Annotated in this window: 19 protein-coding genes and 1 pseudogene; 3 read left to right on the top strand and 17 right to left on the bottom strand. The window is 43.3% G+C overall.

Annotation, left to right across the window (positions count from 1 at the left end; all coding sequences use genetic code 11):
* Positions 1-11 precede the first annotated feature (11 nt).
* Together NMM13_RS04955 and cdaA are read right to left on the bottom strand one after the other, a co-directional pair.
* Entirely contained in the window at positions 12-761 is a 750-nt protein-coding gene (locus tag NMM13_RS04955; protein ID WP_195623101.1) for a YbbR-like domain-containing protein, read from the bottom strand.
* Positions 758-1,606, bottom strand: coding sequence for a diadenylate cyclase CdaA (gene cdaA, locus NMM13_RS04950; protein ID WP_049490565.1), 849 nt, complete (start codon positions 1,604-1,606; stop codon positions 758-760). The genes NMM13_RS04955 and cdaA overlap by 4 nt, the downstream gene beginning before the upstream one ends.
* Before the next feature lie 103 nt (positions 1,607-1,709).
* Here cdaA and murT point away from each other — a divergent pair, with 103 nt between their 5' ends.
* Genes murT through NMM13_RS04935 form a run of 3 tightly spaced genes read left to right on the top strand, consistent with a single transcriptional unit; the run spans position 1,710 to position 4,106 of the window.
* Positions 1,710-3,053, top strand: a complete 1,344-nt coding sequence (gene murT, locus NMM13_RS04945) for a lipid II isoglutaminyl synthase subunit MurT (RefSeq protein ID WP_247926173.1) — start codon at positions 1,710-1,712, stop codon at positions 3,051-3,053.
* Positions 3,053-3,841: a lipid II isoglutaminyl synthase subunit GatD gene (gene gatD / locus NMM13_RS04940; RefSeq protein ID WP_254727801.1), complete on the top strand. Its 789-nt coding sequence runs from the start codon at positions 3,053-3,055 to the stop codon at positions 3,839-3,841. The genes murT and gatD overlap by 1 nt, the downstream gene beginning before the upstream one ends.
* Positions 3,842-3,851: 10 nt before the next feature.
* The gene (locus tag NMM13_RS04935) at positions 3,852-4,106 is read left to right on the top strand and encodes a LapA family protein (RefSeq protein WP_031573378.1); all 255 of its coding nucleotides are present in this window, start codon (positions 3,852-3,854) and stop codon (positions 4,104-4,106) included.
* Positions 4,107-4,168: 62 nt separating this feature from the next.
* Here the strand turns inward: NMM13_RS04935 and NMM13_RS04930 are convergent, their stop codons facing one another.
* From NMM13_RS04930 to atpF, 15 genes and pseudogenes are all read right to left on the bottom strand, one after another.
* A complete protein-coding gene (locus tag NMM13_RS04930; protein WP_254727803.1) occupies positions 4,169-5,347 on the bottom strand; it encodes an MFS transporter in 1,179 nt (392 codons plus the stop codon).
* A gap of 108 nt (positions 5,348-5,455) precedes the next feature.
* Positions 5,456-6,635, bottom strand: a pseudogene (locus NMM13_RS04925) (MFS transporter).
* A gap of 25 nt (positions 6,636-6,660) precedes the next feature.
* The gene (locus NMM13_RS04920) at positions 6,661-7,533 is read right to left on the bottom strand and encodes an XRE/MutR family transcriptional regulator (RefSeq protein WP_254727804.1); all 873 of its coding nucleotides are present in this window, start codon (positions 7,531-7,533) and stop codon (positions 6,661-6,663) included.
* A complete protein-coding gene (locus NMM13_RS04915) occupies positions 7,534-9,441 on the bottom strand; it encodes an ABC-F family ATP-binding cassette domain-containing protein (protein ID WP_254727806.1) in 1,908 nt (635 codons plus the stop codon). It lies immediately after the preceding gene.
* A gap of 107 nt (positions 9,442-9,548) precedes the next feature.
* A complete protein-coding gene (locus NMM13_RS04910) occupies positions 9,549-10,268 on the bottom strand; it encodes a M57 family metalloprotease (protein ID WP_254727808.1) in 720 nt (239 codons plus the stop codon).
* Positions 10,269-10,349: 81 nt separating this feature from the next.
* The gene (locus tag NMM13_RS04905; protein WP_254727810.1) at positions 10,350-11,189 is read right to left on the bottom strand and encodes a DNA/RNA non-specific endonuclease; all 840 of its coding nucleotides are present in this window, start codon (positions 11,187-11,189) and stop codon (positions 10,350-10,352) included.
* Between the two features lie 82 nt (positions 11,190-11,271).
* On the bottom strand, positions 11,272-11,460 hold the full coding sequence (locus NMM13_RS04900; protein WP_003006464.1) for a DNA-directed RNA polymerase subunit beta: 189 nt from the start codon (positions 11,458-11,460) through the stop codon (positions 11,272-11,274).
* Positions 11,450-12,733, bottom strand: a complete 1,284-nt coding sequence (gene murA / locus NMM13_RS04895) for a UDP-N-acetylglucosamine 1-carboxyvinyltransferase (RefSeq protein ID WP_049474821.1) — start codon at positions 12,731-12,733, stop codon at positions 11,450-11,452. The genes NMM13_RS04900 and murA overlap by 11 nt, the downstream gene beginning before the upstream one ends.
* A gap of 66 nt (positions 12,734-12,799) precedes the next feature.
* Entirely contained in the window at positions 12,800-13,030 is a 231-nt protein-coding gene (locus NMM13_RS04890; RefSeq protein ID WP_129824257.1) for a DUF1146 family protein, read from the bottom strand.
* Positions 13,031-13,126: 96 nt separating this feature from the next.
* Positions 13,127-13,546: a F0F1 ATP synthase subunit epsilon gene (locus NMM13_RS04885; protein WP_003002471.1), complete on the bottom strand. Its 420-nt coding sequence runs from the start codon at positions 13,544-13,546 to the stop codon at positions 13,127-13,129.
* A gap of 13 nt (positions 13,547-13,559) precedes the next feature.
* Positions 13,560-14,966 carry a F0F1 ATP synthase subunit beta gene (gene atpD, locus NMM13_RS04880; protein WP_003011794.1) on the bottom strand — a complete coding sequence of 469 codons (1,407 nt, stop codon included), beginning with the start codon at positions 14,964-14,966 and terminating at the stop codon, positions 13,560-13,562.
* Between the two features lie 85 nt (positions 14,967-15,051).
* Positions 15,052-15,933 (bottom strand): F0F1 ATP synthase subunit gamma, encoded by an 882-nt coding sequence (locus NMM13_RS04875; protein WP_009732556.1) that lies wholly within the window; start codon positions 15,931-15,933, stop codon positions 15,052-15,054.
* A gap of 15 nt (positions 15,934-15,948) precedes the next feature.
* The gene (gene atpA / locus NMM13_RS04870) at positions 15,949-17,454 is read right to left on the bottom strand and encodes a F0F1 ATP synthase subunit alpha (RefSeq protein ID WP_009732555.1); all 1,506 of its coding nucleotides are present in this window, start codon (positions 17,452-17,454) and stop codon (positions 15,949-15,951) included.
* A 15-nt stretch (positions 17,455-17,469) separates the two neighbouring features.
* Positions 17,470-18,006 (bottom strand): F0F1 ATP synthase subunit delta, encoded by a 537-nt coding sequence (locus NMM13_RS04865; RefSeq protein WP_049483899.1) that lies wholly within the window; start codon positions 18,004-18,006, stop codon positions 17,470-17,472.
* Entirely contained in the window at positions 18,006-18,500 is a 495-nt protein-coding gene (gene atpF, locus NMM13_RS04860; protein WP_003006439.1) for a F0F1 ATP synthase subunit B, read from the bottom strand. The genes NMM13_RS04865 and atpF overlap by 1 nt, the downstream gene beginning before the upstream one ends.
* Positions 18,501-18,505 lie beyond the last annotated feature (5 nt).

Here is an 18,505-nt window from a genome sequence, read left to right as displayed (position 1 = left end):
TTTTTTACTTTCTAATTACTTGAACTGGAAGAGGTCGACGACGAACTGCTAGAGCTTGACGTAGACGAGCTAGTCTTTGTGGTTACTTTAATCCGTGTTTCACTCGGATTTACCAGACCTGGTAGACCATCTCCTTGAGCATCTACCGGATTTAATGAAAGAGTTCCACTATAATTTCCACTGATGATCTCACTGGATGGGAAGACAGCTTCGACATGATCAATGCGACTCAAGGTTTCTTGATCGCTGGTCACTTCTACCTTGGTGGTTTCAAGAGTAATATCCGATACCGTTATTCCATCCACAATTTGATTGTCCGGGATTGTGGCCCTGACCGCAAACGATTTTTTCGCTTTCTTCCCGATTTTTACAGAAACTTTCTGAGGTTCTACGGTTGCTGTCAAACCAGACGGAAGATCTTCTACAATCAACGGAACTTCTACGGTGCCTTCCTTGGCCTTACGAAGATCTGCTACCACACGAAACTTCCGAGTGCCCGGTTGCATCTCACTAGCAAGAGCAACCCGGTTTGAACCTTTCAGAAAGACCGTTACCTCTGATGTCAACCCACTGACAAAGTATGTCTTGTCATTGTACTTGGCATCAATTGGAATATTGGTCAATGTATTGGTATAGGTCTCTGAACTCACTTGTCTAGCACTACTATTATTTTGAAAATTAAAGGAAGACGCATTGATAAACAAGATAAAGGACAATAAGACGGAGGCGAAAACATAAAGAAATTCTTTTTTCGATCTCATTTTGTCACCCTCCCAAATAGACGCTCTTTCCAACTACTCGTTTTATTCTCTTCAGGAACCAAGAAGGATCTCAATTCTGCCTCGAACTCTTCTAAAGTTAAATCGTGTCGGAAAGTTCCATTATAGGTCACAGAGATCCCGCCCGTTTCTTCGGATACCACGAAGGTAAAAGCATCAGAAACTTCAGATAAACCAATGGCTGCGCGGTGACGCGTTCCAAACTCTTTTGAAATTCCTGTGTTTTCTGTCAAGGGCAGGTAGGCACAAGAAACGGCAATTTTATCATTGCGGACAATGACCGCTCCATCGTGCAAAGGAGTATTAGGAATGAAGATATTAATCAGCAATTCTCCTGAAATTTCCGCATCTAGTGGAATCCCTGTGGAAATGTATTCCTGAAGGGTTCTGGCCCCTTGAATAGCTACCAAAGCACCAATCTTACGTGGGCTCATATAAGCCACTGCCTTAACATAGGCCTGTACCATTTTCTCTTCCTGACTGACTTCACTCGTCGTAAAAAATTCTGTCGCCCGACCTAAACGCTCTAAGCCAATCCGAATTTCAGGGGAGAAAATCACAACCAGCGCGATAACCCCATAGGTAATCACTTGATTGATCAGCCAAGAAATAGTCGTTAAACCCAAAAAATTGGCTAAAAATTGAGCCAAGAAAAAGATAATGACCCCACGCACCAAAATCATGATCTTGGTCCCGACGATGGCTTTGATCAAAAAATACAGCAACCAAGCCACCAGGGCAATATCGATGATATTGATAATAACACTCCACCAATTTGGGAACAAACTGGTCCAAAATTGTGGATTTGAAAACTGTTGAATATTCATATTCTCATACCTACCACTTCTCTAAAAGACATCATCTTATTATAACACGTTTCAACAGATTTTTCTGTAACCTTCTGATGCTTTTTATGATAAAATATGATTTATGAAGATAAATACAACCTTGGGCCTTCTGGCAGGAAAGCTTTCCGGCTCTATTCTAGAAAAGATGGGGCGGGGATCAACCCTACCAGGTAAAGTAGCCCTCAAATTTGATAAAGATATTCTCAGTCAACTGGCAAAAAACTATGAGATTGTTGTGATTACAGGGACAAATGGAAAAACCCTGACCACTGCGCTAACAGTAGGTATTCTCCAAGAAGCTTTTGGACCTATTTTGACCAATCCAAGTGGGGCCAATATGATCTCGGGAATCACGACGACCTTCATACGGGCCAAACATTCGAAATCAAATCGACCGATTGCGGTACTTGAAATTGACGAGGCCAGCCTCTCTCGTATTTGTGATTATATTAAGCCCAGCCTTTTTGTGGTCACCAATATTTTCCGGGACCAGATGGATCGCTATGGGGAGATCTATACAACTTACCAGATGATTTTGGATGCCATTCACAAGGTCCCAACTGCGACGGTTCTGTTAAACGGAGATAGTCCGCTCTTTAATAGTCAGACCTTATCCAATCCGATCCAATATTATGGATTTGATACAGACAAATCAGAGCCACAACTAGCCCATTACAATACGGAAGGAATCCTGTGCCCGCATTGTCACAACATCCTCAAGTACAAGCTCAATACCTATGCTAACCTGGGAGATTATATCTGTGAGCACTGTGGTTTCCACCGGCCCCCTCTGACCTATGCCGTATCGGACCTCCTCTCTTTAACCCATCGCTCTTCCCAATTCCGGATCCAAGGGCAAGATTACCACATCAATATCGGTGGTCTCTACAACATATATAATGCCTTAGCAGCTGTTTCCGTTGCTGGATTCTTTGGGGTTCAACCTGAAGTGATTAAGCAAGGATTTGATCGCAGTCGCGCTGTCTTTGGTCGCCAGGAAACCTTTAAGATTGGGGATAAGGAATGTACCCTAGTCCTGATTAAAAATCCGGTTGGTGCGACCCAAGCCATTGAAATGATCAAACTAGCCCCTTATCCCTTTAGCTTGTCGGTTCTCCTCAATGCGAATTATGCAGATGGGATTGATACCAGCTGGATTTGGGATGCCGACTTCGAGCAAATCACTCAGATGGACATTCCAGAGATCAACGCTGGCGGGGTGCGCCACTCTGAGATTGCTCGGCGACTTCGGGTCACTGGCTATCCTGCAGAAAAGATCACAGAAATGGCTGAATTAAAAGAGGTTTTCCAACGCATCCAGCAACAGGAAACCCCTCACGCTTACATTTTAGCTACCTATACAGCCATGCTAGAATTCCGTGAACTTTTGGCCCAAGAACACCTGATTGAAAAGGAGATGCACTAATGACTTATACTTCCCTAGAATCTTCTGATCAGGCACAGTATCCCTACAGCCTGCGTATTGCCCATCTCTATGGCAACTTAATGAATACCTATGGGGACAATGGGAATATCCTCATGCTCAGGTACGTTGCGGAAAAGCTTGGAGCCCATGTCACTGTTGATATCGTCTCTCTCAAAGACCGGTTCGACCCTGATGCCTACGATATCGCCTTTTTCGGCGGCGGGCAAGACTACGAACAGACCATTGTATCCGAGGATCTACCAGATAAAAAAGAAGACCTCGAACGCTTCATTCATGACGATGGTGTAGTCCTTGCTATCTGTGGTGGCTTTCAGCTTCTAGGCCAATACTACATTGAAGCTTCTGGCAAACGCATTGAGGGACTTGGCATTATGGGCCACTATACGCTCAACCAAGTCAACAACCGCTATATCGGTGATATCAAAATCCATAACGAAGAATTTAACGAAACCTATTATGGTTTTGAAAACCACCAAGGTCGGACCTTCTTGGCTGAGGATGAAAAACCGCTGGGTAAGGTCGTCTATGGAAATGGGAACAACAAAGAAGATGGGTGCGAAGGGGTTCATTACAAGAACGTCTTTGGCAGCTACTTCCACGGTCCTATCTTGTCCCGAAATGCCAATTTGGCCTATCGACTAGTGAGCACTGCTTTAAAAAATAAATATGGCAAGGACCTTTCCCTACCGGCTTATGAGGAGATTCTAAGCCTAGAGCAGCCGGAAGAGTACGCTGATGTGAAAAGCAAGGCCCCTGCTGAACAATAAGGAGATAATGATGAACAAAAATAATCTACACTACATTGCTTTATTACTTTTAATTTTATTGATTGCTGGTATTTCCCTTGCAAACATGCAATCGGTTACCGTAAATTTCCTCTTGGTCCAATTTAAATTGCCTTTGATCATTCTGATCCTGCTCTGTGTCCTCTTAGGTGCATTCGTCATGAACTTGATTAATTTTTCAAAGGGCTTCTCCCTAAAAAGAGAACTTAAGAGCACTCAAAAGCAACTGGAAGAAGCAAAGAAATAAATCAAGACAGAAGAAAAAGAAAACAACTAAAAAGCACCGATAGGTGCTTTTTTGATGCTATTCTAATGATTTTTTGTTTGTAATTTCTTGGCGACCACTTGTGCTAGGAGTGAAAAGAGAATGACGCCAACTCCAATCAGGAGAAAGGATTCTACTCGAACACTTGGTAACCAGGTCATCAAGCCTTTAGCGATGGGCATAAAGAGAATGGCTAGGGTAAAAATGGTGCTTAAGACCCTTCCCAGATAGTCTCCTTCTACCTTGGTTTGAACCTGAGTAAAAAAGTGGATATTAAAAATTGTCATAAAGAGTTCACAGACTAAATTTCCAGAAAAGGAAAGAAGAGGCGGAAGGGGCAAGCCCATCATGAAGACTCCTACTCCTGTTAAAATCAATAAGAAGAGAAGCATCTCCATGCTTGATTTAAATTTATTGGCGATCAAAGCTCCGATGATGGAGCCAATAGCTCCCAGCGTTAAAATGGTCGCATAAGCTCCTTTAACCCCGTATAGATGATTCGAGAAGGGAAGTAAAAACTCAAAAGCCGCAAAAAAGAAATTGACGCTAGAAGCCACTAATAAGAGAAAGAAAATCTCTTTCTGATGCCAGATATAGTCTAACCCATCTTTCATATCCGAAAAAATATCTTTTCCCGTAAACTGTTTCTTTTCCTGAACCTTGGCTTCTTCTTTCGGAAGGAAAGCGACCAGAACAAAGGCGATGAAAAAGGTCAGCGCATCCAGTAAGAGAGTCACATGGAGACTGGCAAATTGTAAAACAAGGAAAGAGAACACAGGTGAGCTAACACCGACCACTTGTAAGGTCAACTCCAAGTGGGCATTATAGGTCACAATCTCATCTTTCTCTACAACTTCTGTGATAATAGCTTTATTAGCAGTACGAGAAAATGCAAAGGCAATGGCCTGGACAATATTGGCAACAATCAGGGCTGCAATCATCCAACGATCATTCCTGATAAAGGAAATCGCTAAACAAAGGAGACCACAAACCAAGTCGGTCGTCATCAAAATCTTGCGACGAGAAAAACGGTCTGAGATCACGCCACCAAAGGGATTGACTAAAATAGAGGTGACAAGTTCAGAAATCTGATAAATCCCCAATACTGTCTTTCCTACCGTCCCCATCGAGGCCAGCCAAACACTGTTCCCATAATCATAGAGCATATTTCCCATTCTATTGATCGCCCCACGAGCAATCAACTGGATAGCATGTCGATTCATAAAAAACCTCCTTCATTTTCTGAAACGATTGTATCAGTTCATGAAAGAGGTTTTCATTTTGTCCCCTATTTGGGAAAAATAATGGTTTACAATTTTATCAAAAGATCCCTACTGTTCTTTTGATTGAAGCTGCTTAGCTACTAGCTGAGCCAAGAGTGAAAAGAGAATAACTCCAGCTCCAATAAAGAGAAATGATTCCATGCGGACACTTGGCAACCAAGTCATCAACCCTTTGGCAATGGGCATAAAGAGAACAGCCAAAGTATAAATTGTGCTTAATACTCTACCTAGATAATCATCTTCCACCTTGGTTTATACTTGGGAAAAAACGTGGATGTCGAAAATGGTCACAAAAAATTCACAGACCAGATTTCCTGAAAAGGAAAGATAAGGTGGAAGGGGCAAGCCCATTATGAACACTCCTATCCCTGCCATAAGCAGTAAAAACAGGAGAATTCTCATACTTGATTTCATTTTATTTGCAACAAGTGCTCCTAGAATAGATCCAATAGCTCCCAGCGTTAAAATGGTCGCATAAGCTCCTTTAACCCCGTATAGACGATTCGAGAAGGGAAGTAAAAACTCAAAAGCCGCAAAAAAGAAATTGACGCTAGACGCGACCAAGAGGAGAAAGAAAATCTCTTTCTGATGCCAGATGTAGTCTAACCCATCCTTGATATCAGAAAAAATATCTTTCCCGGTAAACTGTTTCCTCTCTTGCACCTTAACTTCTTCTTTCGGAAGGAAAGCCACTAGGACAAAAGCAATGAAAAAGGTCAGTGCATCTAATAAGAGGGTCATATGAAGACTGGCAAATTGTAGAACTAGGAAAGAAAAAACAGGTGAACAGACACTAACAACCTGTAAGACTAACTCCAAGTGAGCGTTATAGGTCACAATCTCTTCTTTCTCTACCACCTCGGTAATAATGGCTTTATTGGCAAGGTCGAGAAAAACCAAAGGCAATGGCCTGAACAATATTGGCAAAAATAAGAGCCGCAATCATCAAGCTATCATTTGTGATAAAAGAAATCGCCAAACAAAGGAGTCCACAAACCAGGTCGGTCGTCATCAAAATCTTGCGACGAGAAAAACGGTCTGAAATCACTCCTCCAAAAGGATTCACGAGAATCCCTGTCACTAACTCAGAAATTTGATAGATCCCTAATACCGTCTTTCCTATAGTCCCCATCGAGGCCAGCCAGACACTATTCCCATAATCATAGAGCATATTTCCAATTTTGTTAATAGCTCCACGACTAATTAATTGGACCGCATGTCGGTTCATAAAATCTCCTTTATCACTGTCCTATTTATGAATATTCATTTATTACAAATTTATCAAAGTGTTCTTGATAATAGGCCACCTGCTCTGGAAGTCCTAGCACGTCAAAAATATGCATGGCTTCCTGCATTTGCTGACTCCCTTCTTCTGTTTGCCCCTTCTGATAGAGGGCAAATCCCTTGAGGTAATGAAAGACATTGCGCTCGTAGAGTTTGATGCTCTTGCCGATAATCTTTTCCACATAGGCCTCAAAATAACTAGCACTTTCAAAAGAACGGTGTTCTAAACAATGCTGGTAACAATTGAGGGCTAGAATCAAGACCAGTTTTCGATGGCGACCAATTTCCTTGTAGAAATCTTCCCGCTCCATTACTTCTCTCCCAAGCCGAGTGACATAATCCACATCATAAAAGCTATAAAGATTGCCAAAGAGAATCAACTCATACATGGTCCATTCTTCCGTTTGAAAGAGATAATCCGCCACCTTATCCAGATCACGTTGCTTCATCGTGTAGCTGGCATCTCTCTGGCAAATCAAGCCTTGTAGCAGGATCCAGTTCAATTCAAAATAGAGGGGATTGGTCGAACGGTTAGCCTTTTCCAGTTGTTCTCTTTGAAGCTTTTGGAAACCCGCAATATCATTTGAATAGTAAAGCGGAATAATCTGAGCCATCAAGGCCACATGCTCATGGTGTTGAAAATTTCTGGCCTTATCCATAAAATTCTCAATCGTCACATGGATATTGTCCAAAATTTCAAAGAAGCGCGACGTAGCCAGATCCGACTCCCCCAATTCAAAACGGGATAACTGGGAGGTCGAGCAAGCTTCTCCAGCGGCTTCTTTTAACGAATAATTTTTACTAATTCGAAATTCACGAAAAACTTTGCCTAAATCTTCCATCTATTCCACCTGCTCTGACAGTTCTGCCCACTCTTCCATGACCGCTTCCTGCTGGGCAGTTAGTTGATCCAGCTCGCTCTGGAGTTGAACCAAGTCAGCTGCATCATTGGTGCTATGCATGGTTTCGGTGATGTCTTGGATTTTTTTATCCAGCTCTTCCATCTCCGCTTCCAATTGCTCAATGCGACGGGTAATTTTCCGGAGTTCCTTCTGGTTTTGCTTTTGCAAATGATAATCATTGCTGGTGACTTCTTCTGATGAAGAAACAGGCACAGCTTCTGCTTGTGCTGCAGCAAGGGCCTCTAACTCTGCTTTCTTCTCCAGATAATAATCATAGTCTCCTAGGTAAAGGGTCGAGCCCTCTTCTGAGAGTTCCAAAACTTGTGTAGCCACCCGATTGATAAAGTAACGGTCGTGGCTGACAAAGAGCAAGGTCCCATCAAAATCAATCAAGGCATTTTCCAGCACTTCCTTGCTATCGATATCCAAGTGGTTGGTCGGCTCATCGAGAATCAAGAAATTGTTATTTTCCATGGATAGTTTAGCCAAGAGCAAGCGGGCCCGCTCTCCACCTGACAGCATGCCGACGGTTTTCTTGACATCATCCCCAGAGAAAAGAAAGGCTCCCAGGCGATTGCGGATCTCCACTTCTGGTGTCAGTTTAAAGTCATTCCAGAGCTCATCCAAGACACTGTTGTGAGGGGTTAGCTTACTCTGAGTCTGGTCATAGTAGCCTACCTCGACATTGGCCCCAAAACGAGCTTCTCCCTTGATAAAAGGAATCTGCCCGACGATGGACTTAATTAAGGTCGATTTCCCGATCCCATTTGGTCCTACAATAGCGACTGCATTCATCTTGCGGATATCCAAATTAATAGGTTCTGACAGAATTTGATCGTCATAGCCGACGGCTGCATCTTCTACTGTCAGGACGACATTTCCTGATGTCTTATCAGAATGGAAGGTCATATGGGCAGACTTGGTCCCAGCTTCAGGCTTGTCTAGGCGCTCCATTTTTTCCAACTGCTTGCGCCGAGACTGGGCCCGCTTGGTAGTCGACGCCCTCACCAAATTACGATTAACAAAGTCTTCTAGCGCCGCAATTTCTTTTTGTTGCTTCTCGTAGTTCTTGGCTTCAGTCAGCAATTTTTTCTCTTTTTGCTCGACAAAGCTGGAGTAATTGCCGACATAGCGGTCCAAGGAGTGCTTGGTCAAGTCCAAGGTAATGGTTGCGACCTTGTCTAAGAAATACCGGTCGTGGCTGACAATGAGAAGGGCTCCGCTATAATTGACCAAGTAATTTTCCAACCAGGCAATGGTCTCAATATCCAAGTGATTGGTCGGCTCGTCCAGTACCAAAAGATTTGGCTTCTCCAAGAGCATCTTGGCTAGGGCCAGACGGGTATTTTGCCCACCAGATAACTCTTCAATCTTCATCTGCCACATGGACTCATCAAACTTGAAGCCGTTTAAAATGGCGCGGATATCTGCCTCATAGGTGAAGCCACCAGCCTGACGAAATTCTTCCGATAGCCGGTCATAATCCTGCATGAGTTTCTCCAAATCAGCCCCAGTTTTTTCCCCCATCTCCTGCTCCATCTGCCGTAAAGTTTTCTCTGTCTTACGGAGAGAGTCAAAGACATGGAGCATTTCATCGTAGATGGTATTGGACGACTCAAAGCGGCTATCCTGGGCTAGATAAGAGAGAGAAAGGTCCCGTTTTTTATTGATTTCCCCAGAAGTCGGCTCTTCTTCTCCCACCAAGATTTTTAAGAGCGTGGACTTACCGGCTCCGTTCTTTCCGACCAGGGCAATCCGGTCCCGTTCATCCACTTGCAGGCTGATATTATCAAAAAGAACCTCCCCTGCAAAAGAGCGTTCAATTTTGTTGGCTTGTAAAATAATCATGTTCCTATTTTACTATCTTTTTACGGATTAAACAAGGGAAGACGAAGCATCAAAAAAATCCCGAGCCCCTTGAGGCCCAGAACTTTTAGCAAGTATTTTAAAACTCATTATTCCTTGTATAATTGCCGGACTGCTTCTACATCTGAATCCTGGATACTGTAGAAAGAGCCAGCTGGTTGCATAACCGATTCTCCATCTGTGTGGTCCAACCCAATCGCATGGCCTAGCTCATGCTCAGCTGTATTGACAATCCGATCATAACTATAGTTATAGACATAATTTAACAGATAATGGCGATTGAGGCGAACTGTGATGTGGGTGAACCGATTGGTTAAGAGGTTGGTTTGAGAGGCAGTCTCTCCTGCTGCAGAAACGGATGCGTTGTCCATTTCGGTCAAGACCACATTGGCCTCTTTTTCATTTGTGACCAGCTTGAAAGTAAAGGCACCTGTTTGGTTCCAAGCCTCAATGGCATCTCGATAGGCTTTTACAAAAGTTTGACTGATATTGGGATCCAGGTAGACCGTGGCCTCCGCTTTTTCCCAGCGAGCACCACTATGCTCATGATTATCCGTCTGCGTCGTCTGTGAGCTAGGTGCCATTCCAAAGCGCGATGCAAAGCCCTGATCACCAAATAAATTCCCGACTTGATAGACAACCTTTTGGGCAGCTCGCCCAACCCCATCCATACCAGAACTAGGAGAATCTGTGAAATAGATGATCCCCACTAGGACGAGAAAACTGATGGCAATGGTCCAGAAAAATCCCCAAAAGAGACTCCAAGCCATGCGAAGGATTCCTCTGAAAAACCGAAAAATGGTTCTCATACATTCTCCTTTCTCTTAAAGAAGGTATGCAATTATACCACTCCATACTTAAAAATAACTTAAATAGCTATGCTTTCCAGCTTATTGATGGACGGTTACTTTTCCTGTCTGGTAATCCAGGCTCATTCCACTTTGAACATTGGGAACAAAGACATTGAACTCAAGTGTCCCATCACTCGATTTGGCTTCAATATGAGACCCCAATGGAATCAAATCTTCTGGCTGGTTGTAGATCAAGGTCACCCGATAGCGGATCCGCTTGTTCTTATCCAGTGCTTTTCGTACCAGGGTCTCGTAGTAGTTTTGACCAGTGGAATGAGGGTCATTGGCTTGATTGGACCAAGCCGTTTGCACAGCGATATTTTTGGGATTGCTAGTCGAAGCATCAAAACCTTTGAGATTACCGATCAAGGCGTAACCCAATAGATGACCTCTATCCACAGCATGGTCATACTCGCCTGACAGATTGTGGACCTGATGCCAACCTGCAGGTTTCCAATCGGTTAGGCCACTACCTGTTGCATCTCGATCTCTGTACTGGCGAGTCGCCTTGGTCATAATAGCGTTCGCAACCGTCGGTACGGTCTTTCCATTCACTTCTTTTGTCTTGTTATCTGCATAGGGTTGACTAGCCACACTGGCATCCAGATCTGTTCGATTTCCCTTAACGACAAAGGCTCCAGCACCATTCCATTCCAAGTCATTTCCCAATTGTGAACGGGCAGATTTCGTTAATACAGAGCTAGCTAACTCTTTACTAGGTGTTTCCTCTTGGCTACTCGTCACCACGGAAACAACCTGATCCGTCGCTTCTTTTATCGTCGGCTGATTAAAATAATAGCCCCCGATTGCTAGGGCTGTTGCCACCACAAAACCTGCTAAGGTTTGTTTGGTTCGTTTGGTTATTGTTTGTTTTGTCATGTCTCTCTCCAAAAAAGAGCAGCGCTAGATCGGTCACTGACTCAATTCGCTGCTCTCCTATTTACTCAATGTTATTTAAATCTTATTTGCCGGTTAGCTTTCCAATGATTTCTGACCAGGTATCCGGAGAGAGAATGGACCATGGATTTTTTCCATCGCCAATCACTCCATAGCCAATGACCAAACCAACTGCAAAAATGATGATGCCAATCACAGCCAACAGGAGGACAATTCCTAGCTGTTTTCCAACATAGCGAAGATTAGTTTTCATCGTCTTCTTCCTCTACACGTTTCACGTCTGCACCTAGTGCCACCAATTTCTCATGGAATTGATAATAACCACGGTCTAAGTGACTTAATTTGCTGACTTTCGTCTCTCCTTCTGCTACCAAGCCCATCAAGACCAAGGTTGCACTTGCTCGTAAATCGGTCGACATGACCTCTGCACCTTGAAAGCTTTCCCCTCCAACGATACGAGCTGTATCCCGCATAATATCCGAGTGAACGCCCATCCGACGCATTTCTTCTAAATGCTGGAAGCGATTCTCAAAGACCGTTTCAATCATGGTAGACTCACCTTTAGCCATGGCCATCAAGGCTGTGAATTGAGCCTGCATATCGGTTGGGAATCCTGGATACGGAAGGGTTTTAACGGTTACTGGACGAAGCTTACTGATATCCGATTGAATCCGAATTCCATTTTCTTCTTCGGTTACCGTTACACCCATCTCCTGCATCTTAGATAGAAGCGGACGGTTGTGTTCCCAAATGGCATCTTCGATCAAGACATCTCCACCTGTCATGGCTGCCCCAATCATAAAAGTTCCAGCTTCGATGCGGTCTTGCACGACATTGTGGTTTGCACCGTGCAAGCTCTCCACACCAACAATGGTCAAGGTCTCAGTTCCTGCCCCCTTAACATTAGCTCCCATTTTATTCAGCAAGAGAGCTAGGTCAACAATTTCAGGTTCCCGAGCTGCATTTTCAATCACAGTGACTCCATCTGCCAAGGTTGCAGCCATCATAATATTTTGTGTCGCCCCTACTGATGGGAAGTCCATATAGATGTGTGCACCCTTGAGACGATCTGCTTTTGCTTCAATATAGCCGGCCGTTTGGGTAATTTCAGCTCCCATAGCTTCCAGACCTTTGAGATGGAGGTCAATCGGACGACTACCGATCGTACAGCCTCCAGGCATGGAAACTTTGGCATGGCCATTGCGTGCCAAGACAGGACCTAGGACAACGATAGAAGCCCGCATCTTACTCACATATTTATAAGGCGCTTCCTCTGATAATTTTGCTTGCGCATCTACGACAACTGTATTGTCTTCTTCATTGAAGGTTACTTGTGCATTCAACCCACGAACAACATTGTTCATTGTAAAGACATCTGATAAAACAGGTACATTTTTCAAGGTTGTCACGCCCTCGCTTGCTAGAACTGTTGCAGCAAGAAGAGGAAGGACAGCATTTTTTGCTCCTTCGATTTTGACGGTTCCAACCAGTCGATTATGACCACCATTAACGATTATTTTTTCCATACGGGATTGTTCTCCAATTTCTTAAAGTCACGCTTTCTATCATACCATATTTTTTATAAAATGTGGCTAGAATTGGCCAATAAAAATCTGCCGACTCATCTCATAGACACTGATAAAAAATGAGCTGGCTAGATAGCCGATTCCAATGCTGATCATCAAGATCAAAAAACGGATTTTAACCGCATTTTCAGCACTTACTTTTAAAAACTTTTCCCATTGAACCAGGTTCAACAATAGGTAATAGGCAAAAAAGATAAACAATAGATGGCTTGAAAGGTTAAAAATCATTTGAATCATACAGCTATTATACCATATTTGGTCCGTACTTTCTTCTTTTGATTCTCTCCCAACAAAAATAAGGTGAGGACAAAACCTCCACCTTATTTGAATATCTTATAAACGATTTCCGACATTAATCCGGTTAATGGCGCGTTGAAGAGCAATTTTAGCACGACGTTCCATATCAACCGAATGCTGATCTTTGGCTTCTTCAATCGCTTTTTCAGCTCGCAGTTTGGCACGTTCTGCACGACTAATGTCGATATCTCGAGCACGTTCGGCAGAATCGGCAACAATGGTAATGACATTATCAGCTACTTCGATAATCCCACCATTGACTGCAATCCAATCAATATGTTTGTCATCGTCGACACGACGAACCTTTACTTGGTCTACAGCCAAAACCGCAATGGTATTGATATGATGAGGTAAAATCCCTAATTCACCATCAATTGTCTTGACAGATACAAATGCGGCATGATGATCATAAACCAGTCCATCCGGTGTAACGATTTGGACGTTCATTTGACTCATCTTTCACCTCTTCTTAGAATCCCATTTTTTCAGCTTTGGCGATCACATCTTCGATCGATCCAACACCACGGAAGGCATCTTCAGGAAGATGGTCATATTTCCCATCCAAAATTTCTTTAAAGCCACGAACAGTTTCTCCAACTGGTACATAAGAACCAGGTTGACCTGTAAATTGTTCCGCAACGTTGAAGTTTTGTGACAAGAAGAATTGGATCCGGCGAGCACGAGCAACCAAGGTCTTTTCTTCGTCAGACAATTCATCCATCCCCAAGATAGCAATGATATCTTGCAATTCATGGTAACGTTGAAGGACGCGTTTGACTTCAGAAGCTACTGCATAGTGTTCTTCTCCTACGATTTCTGGAGAAAGGGCACGTGAGCTTGATGCCAATGGATCCACCGCAGGGTAGATCCCCAATTGTACCAATTTACGTTCCAAATTGGTGGTTGAATCCAAGTGAGCAAAAGCGGTTGCTGGCGCTGGGTCTGTATAGTCATCGGCTGGCACATAGATGGCTTGGATCGATGTAACAGAACCTTTCTTCGTTGACGTAATCCGTTCTTGCAATTGACCCATTTCAGTTGCCAAAGTAGGTTGGTAACCAACGGCTGATGGCATCCGTCCCAAAAGGGCTGATACTTCAGATCCGGCTTGAGTGAAACGGAAGATATTGTCGATAAACAAGAGAACGTCCTGACCTTCGACATCACGGAAGTATTCCGCAATGGTCAAACCAGTCAAAGCAACACGCATCCGTGCTCCAGGTGGCTCATTCATTTGTCCAAAGACCATGGCTGTTTTTTCAATAACGCCAGATTCTTTCATTTCCCAGTAAAGGTCATTCCCTTCACGTGTCCGTTCCCCAACACCGGTAAATACAGAAATACCACCGTGTTCTTGGGCAATATTATGGATTAATTCTTGAATCAAGACGGTCTTCCCAACTCCGGCACCACCGAAGAGTCCGACCTTCCCACCTTTCAAATAAGGGGCTAAGAGGTCAATAACCTTGATCCCTGTTTCAAGAATTTCTTCTGAAGTAGAGAGCTCGTCAAAGGATGGAGCTTTTTTGTGGATGGAGTCACGAGGAGCATCCTCAGGAAAAGGTTGATCCAAGTCAATGGTATCTCCAAGAACATTGAAGACACGTCCCAAGGTTTCTTTTCCGACAGGAACAGAGATTGGACGACCAGTGTCCAAGACTTCCATTCCACGTGTTAAACCATCAGTTGATTCCATGGCAATGGTCCGTACGACCCCATCACCAAGTTCCAAAGCTACTTCAAGAACGACTTTTGATTTTTGTTGGTCATTTTTATAGACTACAAGCGCATTATTGATCTCAGGAAGTTTATCTCCAACGGAAAAGGCAACGTCTACGACGGGACCTACGACCTGAGAAATTTTGCCTAAACTCATGTCATTCTCCTATTCTAAGTAATTTCTACTGCTCAAAAGTTCTCTTTCGAGCATCTGTTTTTGTATATAAAATTGTATCCGACAACTATTCAAGGGCGCTAGCACCAGCAACGATTTCAGTAATTTCTTGTGTAATCGCTGCTTGACGAGCACGGTTGTATTGAATCGTTAATTCATCAATGACTTTCTTGGCATTGTCTGTTGCAGTTTGCATGGCCATCATCCCCGCAGCATTTTCAGCTGTTTTAGCATCAATAATGGCACCATAGATCATGCTTTCAGCAAATTGAGGAAGCAATTGATCCAAAATGGCATCTCGACTAGATTCCAATTCTAGATTCAATACATAGTCCTCATCCGCTTCATTTGGGTCCAAATCAATAATTGGAAGCATTTGTTCCACCCGCATTTGACTCGTCAAACTGTTGACGTGGTGGTTGTAACAGACGTACAACTCATCAAACAAGCCTTCCTGATACATTTGGACTGTTTTCGAAATGATCTTGCGAACTTCCTTAAAGCTAGGATGATCAGGCAAACCACGCAATTCATAAACCGGCTGAATCCCACGGGCACGGAAGAAATCCGCACCGACGCTTCCAATACAGATCACTTCAAAGTCATCTCCAGTTGGATGGTATTCTGCCTTCATTTCCATCATGGTTTTAAGGATGGAGGCATTGTAACCTCCAACCAAACCACGATCGGATGTAATCACGATATAAGCTGTCTTTTTTACCGGGCGACTCACCAACATCGGATGGGACTTGGTATTTTCTGTTTCATGTCCATGGAGCAAGTCTGTTAAGAGCTTACGAACCTTAGCAGCATAAACCTGAAAATCCTTGGCTGCCTGCTCAGATTTACCAAGTTTGGCAGCGGACACCATCTGCATGGCATTGGTGATTTGACTGGTGTTTTTTGTGGATGCAATTTTATTTTTAATATCATTTAATGAAACTGCCATCTTCCACTCCTATTTCTATTTGAAATTTGACTGGTTGACAAATTCAGTAAGGGCTGCATCCAGTTCTTCTTCTGCTGGAAGATCATGTGTCGAACGAATCGTCTCAAAGATTTGATGATAATGTGCTTCAAAGTAATCAAACAACTCTTCTTGGAAACGAAGAATGTCGTCTACTGGAACACTATCTAAGAAACCATGAGTCAAGGCATACAAGATCACGACTTGTTTTTCAACTGTCAATGGTTCATGAACAGGTTGTTTCAAGACTTCCACTGTCCGACGACCACGGTTCAATTTCGCTTGAGTGGCCGCATCCAAATCACTACCAAATTTCGTGAAGGCTTCCAACTCACGGTAGGAAGCGAGGTCGATACGAAGGGTACCAGCAACCTTCTTCATAGCCTTGATTTGAGCAGATCCACCAACCCGGGAAACAGAAGATCCGGCATCAATGGCTGGACGAATACCGGCATTAAACAAACTATCTTGCAAGAAGATTTGTCCGTCTGTGATCGAAATCACATTGGTTGCGATATAAGCGGAGATGTCCCCTGCTTGGGTTTCAATGATTGGAAGAGCTGTAATAGAACCCCCACCCAATTCATCCGAAACTTTCGCAGAACGTTCCAACAAACGGCTGTGGAGATAGAAGACATCCCCTGGGAAGGCTTCACGTCCTGGTGGACGACGAAGAAGAAGGGACAATTCACGGTAAGCTACGGCTTGTTTTGACAAATCATCATAGACGATCAAAACATGTTTACCGTTATACATGAACTCTTCTGCCATGGCAACCCCAGCATAAGGTGCCAAATAAAGCAATGGAGACGGTTGAGAAGCCGAAGCGGTTACCACAATCGTATAATCCATAGCTCCGTATTTACGGAGAGTTTCTACTTGCGTACGAACTGTTGATTCTTTTTGACCAATCGCCACATAGATACAGATCATGTCTTGACCCTTTTGGTTCAAAATGGTATCGATGGCAATCGAAGTTTTCCCTGTTTGACGGTCCCCGATGATCAATTCCCGTTGACCGCGTCCAATTGGAACAAGGGCATCAATGGCTTTCAAACCAGTTTGTAGGGGTTCTGAGACAGATTTCCGTTGCATAACACCAGGAGCTGGTGTTTCAACTGGACGGAATTTATCTGTCACAATCTCACCCAAACCATCTACTGGTTGGCCAAGTGGGTTAACAACACGACCAATCAAGGCATCCCCTGCAGGGACTTCCATGATTTTACCTGTACGACGGACAGAGTCTCCTTCACGAATATCCGTGAAATCACCCAAGATGATGATCCCGACATCCGTTGTTTCTAAGTTTTGGGCCATCCCGTATGAGCCATTTTCAAAGATTAACAACTCACCACTCATGGCATTTTCAAGCCCATGAGCGCGGGCAATCCCGTCACCAATGTAGGTTACAACACCTGTCTCAGTGACGTCAAAGTTTGGCTTGAAATTTTCAATTTGTTGCTTAATTAAAGCGCTGATTTCTTGTGCGTTAATCGCCAAAATTCACACCACTTTCTATTTCAATTTAGATTTTATAACTTGCAATTGGTGTTTGAGACTGGTATCCAACGTTTTATGATTGGCTGTCACGACAAAGCCACCAATTAAATCTGGATCGATCTTTTGTTGGATCGAGCGAACTTGAATCCCAAATTTTCTTTCGATAATGGGGATTAGCTTTTGCTCTTGAACAGGATCCAAACCAGCAACCGTCGTAACAGTGACGACAAAAGCGTTGCTCAACAGTTGAATCTGATCCAAACAAATCGTTACAATGTCATAAAATAAGGCTTCACGATGATTGAGAATAACCACTTCAATCAAATGGTCGAGTAATTGTGAATCAGAGGGTTGAAAAAGTCTTAGACTTTTTGCTTTCTCTTCATCCTCTACACCGATATGAGCTAAGAAGTTAGCAAGTCCAGTCTCTTCAAAAATAGCCTTGATTTGGGTCAATTTTTCAAAGACTAGATCTTGTTCTCCTTTTTCAAAGACCAATTGAACAAAAGGCTGGGTATATTTCTCAATCACCATCAGTTGCTTTTTGTCCATTAGGCTTCTCCTAATTCATCAAGATAGCGATCGATCAGTTGGCGTTGACCTTCAGCATCCAGCTGTTGACTCAACAATTTGCCGGCAAGATTGACAGTGAGATCTGCCACATCGCCTTTGATACTGTTCAATGCTTCTTCTTTGTTATGCGCAATTTCTTGTTGCGCTTTTTCTTTCAAACGTACTGCTTCTTGAGTGGCTTCTGAAAGGATCTGAGATTTGTTCTTTTCTGCAGTTTCCTTTGCATTTTCGACGATAGACGCAGCTTCTTTGCGGCTACCTGCCAACTCTTCTTCACGTTTACTTGCTAGTTCCTCAGCTTTTTGACGAGCTGATTCTGCTCCATCAATATCATCTGTAATCTTTTTGGCACGCGCTTCTAAAATTCCATTGATATTGTTCCATGCAAATTTCTTTATTAAAAAGATTAATAATAGGAAGGAACCAGCAATGAGAATAAAGTTACCAATAATTTCACTCATTGATACATGCATTCTTC

It is taken from the genome of Streptococcus sp. CF8_St5-11 (genome assembly GCF_024295625.1).
Taxonomy (GTDB): domain Bacteria; phylum Bacillota; class Bacilli; order Lactobacillales; family Streptococcaceae; genus Streptococcus.
The sequence above is the reverse complement of the archived record's forward strand: the minus strand, read 5'-3'. Positions and strand labels throughout refer to the sequence as shown.